The sequence below is a fragment of the uncultured Maribacter sp. genome, from assembly GCF_963974015.1.
Taxonomy (GTDB): Bacteria; Bacteroidota; Bacteroidia; order Flavobacteriales; family Flavobacteriaceae; genus Maribacter.
The window spans coordinates 192,367-204,716 of the sequence record NZ_CAXBBZ010000003.1 but is presented as its reverse complement, the minus strand read 5'-3'; the positions used below and the strand labels follow the sequence as shown (position 1 = coordinate 204,716).

13 protein-coding genes are annotated in these 12,350 nt (G+C 38.5%); 5 read left to right on the top strand and 8 right to left on the bottom strand.

Annotation, left to right across the window (positions count from 1 at the left end; all coding sequences use genetic code 11):
- Positions 1 to 596: 596 nt before the first annotated feature.
- From AACZ41_RS08230 to AACZ41_RS08220, 3 genes are all read left to right on the top strand, one after another.
- Positions 597 to 1,079 carry a hypothetical protein gene (locus AACZ41_RS08230; RefSeq protein WP_339627918.1) on the top strand — a complete coding sequence of 161 codons (483 nt, stop codon included), beginning with the start codon at positions 597 to 599 and terminating at the stop codon, positions 1,077 to 1,079.
- A gap of 244 nt (positions 1,080 to 1,323) precedes the next feature.
- Entirely contained in the window at positions 1,324 to 2,829 is a 1,506-nt protein-coding gene (locus AACZ41_RS08225) for a Do family serine endopeptidase (RefSeq protein WP_339627917.1), read from the top strand.
- A 343-nt stretch (positions 2,830 to 3,172) separates the two neighbouring features.
- On the top strand, positions 3,173 to 3,655 hold the full coding sequence (locus tag AACZ41_RS08220; protein WP_339627916.1) for a DinB family protein: 483 nt from the start codon (positions 3,173 to 3,175) through the stop codon (positions 3,653 to 3,655).
- A gap of 487 nt (positions 3,656 to 4,142) precedes the next feature.
- On the opposite strand, the gene AACZ41_RS08215 is transcribed toward AACZ41_RS08220, so the two are convergent.
- The 8 genes from AACZ41_RS08215 to AACZ41_RS08180 all read right to left on the bottom strand — a co-directional run bounded on the left by AACZ41_RS08215 (position 4,143) and on the right by AACZ41_RS08180 (position 10,660).
- Complete coding sequence (locus AACZ41_RS08215) at positions 4,143 to 4,352, bottom strand: hypothetical protein (RefSeq protein WP_339627915.1); 210 nt, start codon at positions 4,350 to 4,352, stop codon at positions 4,143 to 4,145.
- Positions 4,353 to 4,392: 40 nt separating this feature from the next.
- Entirely contained in the window at positions 4,393 to 5,610 is a 1,218-nt protein-coding gene (locus AACZ41_RS08210) for an ABC transporter permease (RefSeq protein ID WP_339627914.1), read from the bottom strand.
- 12 nt (positions 5,611 to 5,622) lie between these two features.
- Positions 5,623 to 6,372: an ABC transporter ATP-binding protein gene (locus AACZ41_RS08205; RefSeq protein WP_339627913.1), complete on the bottom strand. Its 750-nt coding sequence runs from the start codon at positions 6,370 to 6,372 to the stop codon at positions 5,623 to 5,625.
- A gap of 2 nt (positions 6,373 to 6,374) precedes the next feature.
- Positions 6,375 to 7,595 carry an efflux RND transporter periplasmic adaptor subunit gene (locus tag AACZ41_RS08200; protein ID WP_339627912.1) on the bottom strand — a complete coding sequence of 407 codons (1,221 nt, stop codon included), beginning with the start codon at positions 7,593 to 7,595 and terminating at the stop codon, positions 6,375 to 6,377.
- A 289-nt stretch (positions 7,596 to 7,884) separates the two neighbouring features.
- On the bottom strand, positions 7,885 to 8,337 hold the full coding sequence (locus tag AACZ41_RS08195) for a hypothetical protein (protein WP_339627911.1): 453 nt from the start codon (positions 8,335 to 8,337) through the stop codon (positions 7,885 to 7,887).
- Between the two features lie 13 nt (positions 8,338 to 8,350).
- Positions 8,351 to 8,596, bottom strand: coding sequence for a biotin/lipoyl-containing protein (locus AACZ41_RS08190; RefSeq protein ID WP_339627910.1), 246 nt, complete (start codon positions 8,594 to 8,596; stop codon positions 8,351 to 8,353).
- Positions 8,597 to 8,600: 4 nt separating this feature from the next.
- Positions 8,601 to 9,668: an alpha-ketoacid dehydrogenase subunit beta gene (locus tag AACZ41_RS08185; RefSeq protein WP_339627909.1), complete on the bottom strand. Its 1,068-nt coding sequence runs from the start codon at positions 9,666 to 9,668 to the stop codon at positions 8,601 to 8,603.
- A gap of 47 nt (positions 9,669 to 9,715) precedes the next feature.
- Entirely contained in the window at positions 9,716 to 10,660 is a 945-nt protein-coding gene (locus AACZ41_RS08180; protein WP_339627908.1) for a thiamine pyrophosphate-dependent dehydrogenase E1 component subunit alpha, read from the bottom strand.
- Between the two features lie 165 nt (positions 10,661 to 10,825).
- Between AACZ41_RS08180 and AACZ41_RS08175 the strand changes: the two genes are divergently transcribed.
- Both AACZ41_RS08175 and AACZ41_RS08170 read left to right on the top strand, forming a co-directional pair.
- A complete protein-coding gene (locus AACZ41_RS08175; protein WP_339627907.1) occupies positions 10,826 to 11,701 on the top strand; it encodes a universal stress protein in 876 nt (291 codons plus the stop codon).
- 385 nt (positions 11,702 to 12,086) lie between these two features.
- Positions 12,087 to 12,311: a hypothetical protein gene (locus tag AACZ41_RS08170; protein ID WP_339627906.1), complete on the top strand. Its 225-nt coding sequence runs from the start codon at positions 12,087 to 12,089 to the stop codon at positions 12,309 to 12,311.
- Positions 12,312 to 12,350 lie beyond the last annotated feature (39 nt).

The following is a 12,350-nucleotide window of genomic DNA, read 5'->3' as shown; positions in this document are numbered from 1 at the left end:
TTAATTTTTATGATCAATTAAAAACATTACTTCTTTCCATTTTTTTTTAAGATTTTAAAACCAGAATGATACAGGTCATTTCGAAGATGGTGGGTTTCCCATTATTTTGTTTATGAATTGACAATATGATGGATATTAAAATAAAGGAACTATTCAGGTCAGCACTGCTATTTCTCATAACTCTAATCTTAATGTTATTGGCAAGCTGTGGCCCAATGGTCATGACCGCAGGGGTCATCGAGCCACCACCATCTTGGTTCTACCCGAACAGGTTGGAAGTTGTGCGCTATGTGTATTTTCCGAAATATCATTTTTATTATGACCTATCGGCCCATACCTATCTTTATTTGGACGGGAGCATTTGGGTGCGCCGAAAGGTCTTGCCACCGCGCTACCGAAATCTAGATATGAGGCGTTCAAAATACGAGCGAGTAAAAGGATATCGAGGCGATAATATACGCCAGTATCACGAAGAAAATAATGTAGATAGAGGAAGAAGTAATAGGACAACGACGAGAAACAACCGTAACACTACACGGAGAAACAATTAAAAGGATTTTTTAAAATCAAATACGAATATCTTAAAATTTGACTCTATGAAAAATATAATGACAATCTTATTGGTCTTGTTGTTTATAGGATGCAAAGGCCAGGAAAAAGAGAAACTACAGGAAAAAGGGAAAGAAAAAAAAGAGTTGTCTGAAAAACCCAAGCAAGAATGGAAAGTTCACAGAGAATATGATGAGCAAGGCAATCTAATACGCTACGATTCGATTTATAGGTATGCCTTCCCAAATGTTGAGGGAGACTCGGTTCGAGTAAATCTAGATAGTATAATGAATTCTTTTAGGGGCTATTTTGATTATCATGCTCCCTATAAATGGAACGATGGTTTCTCCTATTTCCCCAAAACGGACTCCCTTTTCATGAAGGACTTTTTTAAGAAGGACTATTTCTTTGATCATTGGAAAAGAAAACCGTTGGACATGAAAGAATTGATGCGAAAAATGGATTCCACGAGAAATTCGTTTCTGAGAAAATACCATCCGGGACTGTTGGAATCACAGGAAATTGATTGAGGGCTAATTTTCACTTTAGTTCCCCTTCCAATACGCTACTGTGAATTATAGGAATAATATAGATTATGGGTCTAAAAATAATTCAAGTGCACCATTGTATTTTTCGAACAAACGATAGAGATTTTTATTTAAAGAGACGTTTCCATATCGCTTTGTAGAATTAGGTATATAATATGTTTTGGAGGCAAAGCATTAAGAAAAGGTATAAAATTCAAGTACAATAATAGTATTTAACACAAAAATCATGAAAAACATAAAATTCAGTTTAAGCGCACTTTTGATAATTTTGATGTCTATGTCGACAACATCTTGTAAGGAGGTAAGTGACCTTGAGGCAAACACAGAAAATGAACAGGTTCAGTTTTATGCGGAGAACAGGGATGCTGAGGAATATACGGAAAAGGACAATAAAGATTTTAAAGGTGGGCCAGTTGATTTTACAGATACCGCCAAAAAGGTCTTGGATGCCGTTGTACATATTCGATCTACACAGAGTCCGCGTGGCGGAAATCAGGATGTGCAGCCACAACAATTACCTGATTTTTTCCGGGAATTTTTCGGTGACCGATTTCAAATGCCAGAAAATATACCACAGCAACCAATGTACGGATCAGGCTCAGGAGTTATTATCGATGAGAAAGGCCATATTGTGACCAACAACCATGTTATAAACAACGCCTCAGAATTGGATGTTACGCTGCACAACAACGAAACGTATAAGGCAGTAGTAATTGGTGCTGACCCCGCTACAGATCTGGCATTGTTACAGATAAAGGGCGACAACCTAAAGGCTTTGTCGTTTGTCAATTCCGATGATGTGGAAATCGGGGAATGGGTATTGGCCGTAGGTAACCCTTATAGCCTTTATTCTACGGTTACTGCAGGTATAGTAAGTGCCAAAGCACGTAATATCAACATGAATCCTGAGAAATTGGCGGTTGAAAGTTTTATACAGACCGATGCGGCCATAAACCCCGGTAATAGTGGCGGTGCCCTAGTAGACCTTGATGGAAGAATTGTGGGAATCAACTCGGCCATTGCCACCCGAACGGGAAGCTATACAGGATATGGTTTTGCCATACCGAGTAACATTGTTACCAAAGTGGTTAGCGACCTTTTAAAATATGGTAGTGTACAGCGTGGGATGCTCGGTGTTACCATAACTACTATGAATGGTAGTTTGGCAAAAGAAAAGAAAATTGATTTCGTAAAGGGAGTTTGGGTCGAAACTGTCGGAGAAGAAAGTGCAGCTGAAAAGGCGGGCATCGAGGAAGGAGATATTATCGTGAAAGTCGATGGTATAGATATTACCACCTCGCCAAGGTTACAGGAAATTATTGCGCAGCATAGACCAGGCGACAAGGTGTCTGTTGTTGTAAACCGAAAAGGAAAAGAGAAAGAGTTACAAGTTACCCTTGAAAACGTAAAGGGCACCACCAATATCACGAAAAAGGAAAATGTAGAAATGCTCAATTATCTGGGTGCAGATTTTGAAACCCTGAACAAGGAAACAGCTAAAAAGTTGAATTTGGAAGGTGGAGTGCAAGTTGTTAATTTATATCCTGGGGTATTACGTCAGAAAACACAAATGCGCGCCGGTTTTATCATTACCCATGTAGATGGTAAAAAGGTGACCGATATAAAAGAACTGGTTTCCGCTCTCGAAAACAAAAAAGGGGGCGTGATGCTCGAAGGAGTTTATGAAGATATGCCCGGAAAACAGTATTATGCTTTCGGACTTGATTCTTAATTTTAATATGTACCAACTTAGTCATATAGAATCTAACGTTCTAAGCTGGCCACAGCCACTTTTTAACGTACTGTTCTTCACATTCAGGGTCATGTTCGGTTTTAGATAGTCGTTTCGAATAATACATTTCTTAGGCCCTTGCGTGACAATTTTTGGTTCGGTTAGGAAGATTTTAGGAAGCCCTGATTTACATACTATTAGTATTGAAAAGACCAAAAAGGGAATTAATAATAGATATTTTTTTATTCCATGATTATTATCAGAGTAAATTGATTGAAGTCATTGTGCTTTTAGGCTCACCATAATAAATTTAAAAAAGGAAATTTAAAGAAGGGTAGCATTTATGGACACTAATGAAAGTATACGAAGATTGGCAAAATTTTCTTCTGAAATACGTAAAATCACCCTTAAAAAGCTTCAAGAAGTTCCTGATGGTTTTTTCAATTGGAGATTGAATAACACAGCGATGAGTTTTGGACATATCGTAAAGCACCTCAATGATGTAGATGAGCTTTTTTTCAGTCTAGGAACATCCAAACAAAACCAATTTCAATGGGAATTAGGATCAGAACAACCAAATTTAGACTTTACAGAACATACCTTTGAGGCAATGATTCTAAAATTAAAAAAAAATCAGAAAAAACGATATACTACTATCTATATACTTGATGATTTAGGAATGGATAAGGAAGTTTCCGATAAAAATGGAAAGAAAATGAGTTTCTGGTGGTTTATTATGAGGAATGTTTTAGAACACGAAATTTATCACACGGGCCAGATAGCAGCTTATTTAAAAGTTTTGAAAGGGGAATCATCAGAAATTTAATTAACTATTTACATAAATTGGATTTTATAGGGAATATGTCAAAGTAGAAACTCACCTAGGGTTATGAAAACTTGTCTGAATCAAATGAAGTGTTCAATTTAATTCAGATACATATTTTAATTATATCCGTAGGAGTTTCGACTAATATGGTCATATCACCACGAAGCACAATGGGTTGCTTCAGTATTTCTGGATTGAACCGTATTATCTTTGTCCGATCGTTTTCTGAAAAATCAAGACATCCGAAATGTGTTTTATAGGAAAGATGTATTTGATTTACCAATTCTTTGATATTAAGTCGCAAACGGTCTGTTAGTTCTGCTATTTGGGGACCTGCTATTTTTGTTTTTAAATATCAATTTCTTGTATTGGTGATCCTTCCGCCTTAACGTAAGCTAATGTTTGTCTTGCCATTCTAGATTTAGAACTGTAAAACAATCTTATTTGTCGGTCTGATGTGGCTTTTTTTCAATGATTTCGATTTAGATCAGTTCCTATCTGTATCTAAATGATGGCCTAACAATTCTTTTAAACTTTCCAGATATTCCTGCATTAACTCCTTGTCGATATGCGGATGGGCAGTTGATGGTATTGTCATTGGGTTTTCATCCAAAGAACGATAGAGCTCGGGATAATTGGTTTCGATAGTTGTTGTGAGTTGTGTAATTGCTTTAAGTAATTTATGTATATCTTTCATCTTGTATTGTTTTAGAAAAAACTAGTAGTACTTTTTTTCTTCACTCATACCGCAATGCGTCAATCGGATTCAGTTTTGCCGCTTTTCGTGCAGGAAAATACCCAAATGCAACCCCGATCAGGGCCGAAAACCCAAATCCGATTAGAATGGAATAAATTGCCGTAGGGATAAAAAAATCGGTTGCCCTATATATTATTTGATTACCAATAACACCCAGAACAATACCCAAAATACCACCTACCAAACTCAATACAATGGCCTCAATCAAAAACTGGGTCAAAATATCGCTTTCCCTAGCACCTATAGCCAGCCGTGTTCCTATTTCACGGGTTCGTTCCGTAACCGAAACCAACATAATGTTCATGATGCCTATACCCCCGACAATCAATGAAATACTAGCAATGGCACCCAATAAGATAGTAAGAATACCGGTTATGTTACCCGTAATTTCCTGAAGTTCGATTTGTGTCATAATCTCAAAATCATCTTCTTCGCCATCCTTGATCTTATGCGATTCTCGCAACAGTTCTGTAGCCTCTACTTTTGCATCGGCGATATGATCCTCGCTCAATGCACTTGCCACGATTAGATTATACCCACGGCGGTGTCCGAACAATCTGTTTTGAATGGTTGTGTAAGGAGCGACGACAATATCGTCCATATCCTGACCCATGCCACCCGAGCCTTCTTCCCTCAATAGACCTACAACGCTAAAGGGCACTTTATCAATTCGTATTTGCTTACCGATGGGGTCTTGTCCGGGAAAGAGTTCTTCCCGTATGGTTTCACCGATAACGCAGTATTTTTTAGCAGTTTTTACATCTTCTTCAGTAAAAAAACTACCTAATTTTATTTCTCTGCTCGTAATGTAGAAATAATCATAGGAAACCCCGTATACTGTTGTGGATTTATAGCCATTAGGTCCAATGGCCTGGGCACCAATGGCCACTAAAGGCGATATTTGCGGCATCCAAACGGAGTTCTTTTGCAACATATCAAAGTCTTTTTTGTCTATGGGTCTGCCCATTCTCACGTTGATTCCTGCTTTATGTTCAGATTTTGTCTGTATCATCAAGAGATTGGTTCCCAAACCCGAAATTTGATTTTCCACTTGCATGGTGGCACCTTCCCCAGCAGAAATAGTCATAATTACAGCTGCTACCCCTATTATAATACCCAACATGGTCAATAGGCTACGTGTCCTGTTTTTATTGATTGACTCGAAGGCTACCTTGAATATTCTAAAAAAACGTTTCATTACTTCGTAGATTTAATATTTTACGGGCATTTCCAGTTCCTTTAGTGCAATTTCTTTAGTACTTCTATCTTCTATAATCTTATCGGAAATGATTCGTCCATCTCTTAAGTAGATCATGCGCTTTGCGAATTGGGCAATTTCTGGCTCATGGGTAATCATGACTATAGTCTTTCCCTCATTGTTCAATCGTACAAAAAGATCTGCGATATCTATACTTGTCTTGCTATCCAAATTCCCTGTTGGTTCATCGGCCAAGATAAGAGCGGGATTATTGACCAAAGCCCGGGCAATGGCTACTCGCTGTTGCTGTCCGCCGGAAAGCTCATTGGTCCTATGGTAAATACGGTCGGCTAAATCTACCTGTTCCAATGCCTTTTTGGCGAGTTCCTTGGAATTTGAGAATCGACCCGTTCTATCATATATGAGAGGTAGCTCTACATTTTCCAAAGCCGTGGTTCGTGACAATAGGTTGTAACTTTGAAATATGAAGCCAATCTTTTGATTTCTTATGTCCGCTAACTGGTTTTTTTCGAGTTCATTCACCCGTACATCATCCAAGCTATATTCCCCTGAGGTTGGCTTGTCCAAGCAACCAATAATATGTAGCAAGGTAGATTTACCAGAACCTGACGCTCCCATAATGGCAACAAACTCTCCCTGTTCGATAACCATATCAACATCGGTAAGTGCATGCACCTCGATTTCACCATTTTTGAATATGCGGCTCAATTTTTTGGTTTCTATGACTTTTTTTAGGGACATTGTTACTTTTTTTTCGTTTTAATGCCGTTAATCACCTTACTTCCTTCTATTAGGTCGGAACCATCTAAAAACCGTTTGATTTCAGACCGTAAACCTGTTTTAATTCCTATTTCAATGAACTTGAAATCCAATTTACCTTGCTCATTATTACAAAAGAAACCATCAATGTGAGAAGGAAGGTTTTTCTTGAAATTTGTTGGGGTATATTGTTCCTCGTTATTAATAGCTCGAAAAAATTTTACCTGCAGTGAATCAGGCAGCATTTCTTTAGCTTTCATTTCTAAAATAGGTTTGACTACTTCCAACATATCTTCGTTAGGTCTAAAGCGCAATGCCGAATTGTTTACCATCAGTACATTTTTTGCTGTGGCGGTAATAAATTCAAGATTTGTGGTCATACCGGGTAATAGTAATCCTTCTTCATTGTTAACATCTACCACTACTTGGTAGTTGACCACATTGTTGATCTCGATCGGTTGCAATCGTATTTGGCTCACCATTCCATAAAAATTTTTTTCTGGATAGGTTTGTACCGTAAAGCGGACCTGCATACTGTCTTTGATATAACCGATATCGCTTTCATCCATATCTGCTAAAATCTGCATTTTTGTTAGGTCTTCGGCAATGATGAACATGGTTGGGGTCGCAAAGGAAGCAGCTACCGTTTGGCCTTCTTCTACACTGCGTTCGATCACGGTTCCGTCGATGGGAGAGGTGATATGGGCATAGCCCATACTGACTTCTATATTTTTTACCGCTGCAGCAGCAGCTTTTTTAGCACTAACCGCTTGATTATAGGCGTATTTGGAATCAGTGTATTCCTTATTTGAAATTACGTTTTTTTTATATAGTGTTTGGTTGCGTTCATATTCGTCCTTGGCCCTTGATAGCTGTACCTCACTAACGGCCAAATTGGCCTGGGCACTATTTAAATTAGTATTCAGCAATTTTAGATCCATATCGGCCAAAACCTGCCCCGCTGTAACTTTATCATTATAGTCCACATAGATCTTTTCAATGGTTCCCGAGATTTGTGTACCGATTTGCACCGTATTAATAGCTTCTACCGTACCGGTGCTTGATACATCGGCTTCAATATTTCCTCTAATCAGAGAGGTGTAGGTGAAATCTAGCTTCTTAGTCTTTAATTTTTGCTTTACCATTAAGTAACCACCCATACCAATACCAATAATTGCCAGTAGAATCCATGTTGATTTTTTCATATTAATGAATTTCACAAAATTCGGTTGTACTTGCTTCCAAAGAAGTAATTTTAATTAAATTTAAGAGGTCAAAATTAGAGCCATTTTTCTATTCTAGGCATGACCTAAATTGGTTGAAGGTGGATAAAATCGAAATAGGAAAACACATAGATTAAAAAAATCATATCGATTTTTGGAGGTCTTATTTTTGTTCTTTCTGGAAAACAGTTTGATTCGAAAATCTACTCTATGGACATCTAGGAATTCATCCTTAATAATCTAGAACAGCGACACACCTCTGTTTATCGAGTTATTCATTCATTACCTTTTGTGCAAATTTCTCAGTATCAACTACATATTTCGTTATGGTAAAAACTTCTTTTCGATTCTTTCTAAAATCTTTGACAAAGCTAGTTAGATCATCTTCTAGCTGTTCATGCTCTGCACGAAATTTATGGGAATCATAGGCAAAAGGATTATCGATCAACTCGGCCAAATGGTGTAAATGTTTATTTGCCCGATCCAGTAAAGACCCACATTGATTGTCCATGTTATTTAATCCGACTTCGATTTCCCGAACCATATCGATATTCTCTTTTTTTGAGATCAAAATAAAATATTTGTCAATAAGATGGTGCATAAACTTTAAGTCATCACTATAAAATGAAAGGTCTGATATCCAATGCTCTGTGAGCACATAAAGTTCTTGCCAGTCGGCATCGCTTATGTAATTGGCTTTGGGCCTACTTCTAAAATTTTTCATGTTGTATGTTTTATTATAATTTTTCGGCCATTGCGATAACCGCACCTGTTTTGGCAGTTTCACCGCGTTTTACCTTGATTTCTATTAAGGTTCCGGAAAAAGGTGCAGGTACCTCAAAGGCTACCTTATCGGTCTGCACTTCTACCAAAGTTTCTCCTTCTTCAAAAGATTCGCCAAGTTCCTTATACCAGAGTACTATGGAACTCTCCGCATCTTCTCCCAATGCTTCAGGGAGGACTATTTCCTTTAATTCCACCATACAATTAGACCGTTACCATATTTTCAACAGCATTAACAATATCGTTCGCATCGGGAATCACATATTTCTCCATTACGCGACTATATGGAATCGGCACATCGGGAATCGCTAAACGGGCAATAGGAGCTTTAAGATATTTGAAACCTTCAGAGGCTGCAATAGCACTCACTTCAGCTGTAATACCATAAGAATAATAATCTTCATCCACAACCACCAAACAGCCTGTCTTGGCAACAGATTTCAAGATAGTTTCCTTATCGATAGGTTTAATGGAACGTAGGTCAATGACTTCGGCGTCGATGCCCCTTTCGGCCAATTTTTCTGCTGCCTTTAGAGCTTCAACGGTCATCATTTGTACACCGACTATGGTTACATCCTTACCTTCGCGAACCACTTTGGCCTTGTCTAACGGGGTGGTATAGGCATCTTCAGGAACTGGGCCTAACGAGGCATCCAACTGATCCATCCATCCCAATCCTTGAAGAGTTTTATGGAACATAAACACCACAGGATTGTCATCGCGTATGGCCGAAATCAACATCCCTTTGATATCATTTGGAAATGTGGGTGCAACCACCTTCATACCAGGTAAGTGCCCGAAACTTGCATATAGTGTTTGTGAATGCTGGGCAGCATCGCTATAGCCACCGCCAACTGCTGTTAGGAGTACTATAGGAAGTTTCACGTTACCACCGCTCATATAGGGGATTTTGGCCATTTGGTTGTAGATTTGGTCCATGACTACACCGTGAAAGTCCACGAACATCAACTCAACGATGGGTCGTAACCCTTCCGCCGCAGCACCTATGGCGGCTCCGATGAATCCAGTTTCCGAAATAGGGGTATCCATAATCCGTTCTTCGCCAAATTTTTCATACAGTCCAGTAGTAGAACCAAAAATTCCTCCATATTTACCCACATCTTCGCCCATGACAAAGATATTCTTGTCGCGGTCCATTTCTTGCTCCAAAGCTTGGGCCATGGCCTTACTACCAGTAAGTTTTCTTATTTTTTCTTTTGTTGCTTCCATAATTAAGTCTTTTATTGTCATTCCTGTGCGGTCATTGGGCATAGCCATTGTGTAGATGGCATTCTTTAATGGATTTCTAAGAATAGTCTTTAAACAAATACATCTTCTAAGGCTTCCTCAGGTTCAGGATATGCGCTTTTGATAGCAAATTCATAGGCGCTATCTACTTCCTTTATAATTTCTTGATCGAGTACCATTAAATTTTCTTCCGAGGCCAATGCCTCTTCCAAAAGGTATTTTTTTAATCGTTCGATTGGATCTTTGACTCTTAATTTTGATACTTCGTCCTTAGGGCGGTACAACTCGGGGTCGCCCTGAAAATGGCCTAAATAACGATAGGTCTCGATTTCTATAATTGATGGCCCTTCTCCTTTTCTGGCGCGCTTCACAGCTTCCTTGCTTACTTCGAACATTTTCAAGGGATCATTATCACGAACCTCATAGCCTTTTATACCATAAGCCGCGGCCCTGACATCATTAGTAGGTACGCAAGTAGAATTCTTTTTGGACACTGAAATACCCCACGAATTATCCTCGACAACGACCACCAATGGTAGCTTCCAGAGCGCGGCCAGGTTCATCGATTCGTGAAAGGCCCCAGAATTCACTGCCCCCTCGCCAATAAATGCTACGGCCACCCGATCCGTGCCCTTCTTCTTGTTGGCCAAAGCGGCACCCACGGCATGTGGAATACCGGCCCCAACAATACCGCCACAAGAGAATTTTACATTAGGGTCGAACAAGTGCATGTGTCCGCCCTTGCCTTTGCCCAATCCGGTTTTTTTGCCGAAAATTTCAGCGGTCATTTTTTTTAAGTCGACTCCTTTGGCTATTGCCTGATGATGCGGACGGTGGGTAGCGGTTACGGTATCATCCTTTGTAAGGTTCACGATCATTGATGCAGCTGCAGGCTCTTGTCCGTTTGATAGATGCATTTCTCCTGGAACCGGCCCCGAACCGATGTTGAATACGGGCTGTTTACCTTCGAGATAGGCTTTCTCCATTCGTTCTTCAAAATATCGGGAAGTCTTCATCTTGCGGTAGATCCATAGAAGGTCTTGTTTACTGTTCTTCTTCATGATGATAGAATTTTATGATATAAATGTATCGACCCTTGGATACATTTTAAATGATCTAGGTCATTTCACGTCTTTGTATCGGTCATTAATTTTAGTTATATATCTACAAAGACATTCATCGTGAAAACAATTCTATATGCCACCGACTATTCCAAAAACTCCGTGGCCGCATTAAAATATGCACATAAACTAGCCCAACAGATGGGAACCCGTTTAATAATAACCCATGTCTTCGATTATCCCTCTGTTTTGGGAGCGGAAATGCTCTCGGAACCATTTCCACAATTAGAGAAAGATGCTTTTAAAACACACCGTGCCAAATTGGTTCAATTCTGTGAAGAACACCTAAGCGGCAATTGGGAGAATTCCAATTTACAGCTAGAGGTCGTAGAAAACAAATCCGTAATCAATGGGATTATTTCGGTGGCTAAGGAATCGCACGCCTATTTAATTGTTATCGGTATGAAAGGTGGTAGCGGACTACGCGAAATGATTATGGGAAGCACTACAAAGCATCTTATTAAAAAAGGACCTTGCCCCATTTTGTCGATTCCTTTAGATACTAGCTATATGCCTTTTAAAACCATTGTTTATGCAACCGATTTTGAGGAAGAGGATGTCTATGCGATTCGAAAACTGGCCGAAATGGCAGAACAGTTCGATGCTGAAATAAAAGTCGTCCATATTTCCACTAAAAAAGAATATAAGGGAGAACTACAAATGGAATTGTTCAAAGGGATGCTGCACGAGAAAGTTACCTATGGGAAAATGGATTTTGAACTATTATTTTCTGAGGATGTTTTTAACTCTCTCCGAATATATCTTGGAGATACCAACGCAGATTTGATGGTCATGTTAGAAAGGGAAAAAGGCGGGTTCTTAACAAAATGGTTCCATCGGGATCTTGTCAAAAAAATGGAATCTTATGGTAGGATACCCTTGTTAAGCTTTAGGGAGGGCAATCATCAACTCTTTTATACAAGTGCAGTACTTTAAATTTAATTTCTAGATTCTATATCTTTATTATAAGAATTTAAAACAAGCTATAATCAAAAAAAATTGGTGGTTTTTTAGTTTGTAAACGGAAGTTTAATTAATAGATTTTTTTAAGATCCTTATATATAATTGAGAATACATTAAAATGGTAAGAAGAATATATACTATCATATTTGCATAAACTTTTGGGCTGGGATATTAACTTTCTATTATTTGCGCTATAAACTTTAATAGTTCCGTACTTTTCATATCTGCAGTTTTTTCAGTAACCAGATTATCGATAAATAACCAAATTTTCTATTAATGACACACGTCATTTTTCTGCCGACCATCGTAAATTATCTTTAGGAAATAATCCCAAAACATCCTCAATTAAATGAAAGCTTTGGCGCAAATAAAAAATCTGATCGGTAATGAAGAGAAAAATACCGTACTACGAAATCTTAGTCGAATAATGGATATCAAAATTATTGATATCGATATCGATAACGGGGTGTTAATTTTTCTCTATCCAAGTCCACTGGTTTTTCAAAAAGTAAGACAAGAACTTTTACGTATAGGCCACCCTATGCAATCTTATAGGTGCACTTTATCAAGTTCACCCGAATGAATGCATTTGATGATTTTGCGTCTAAATTCAAAGGTTTTT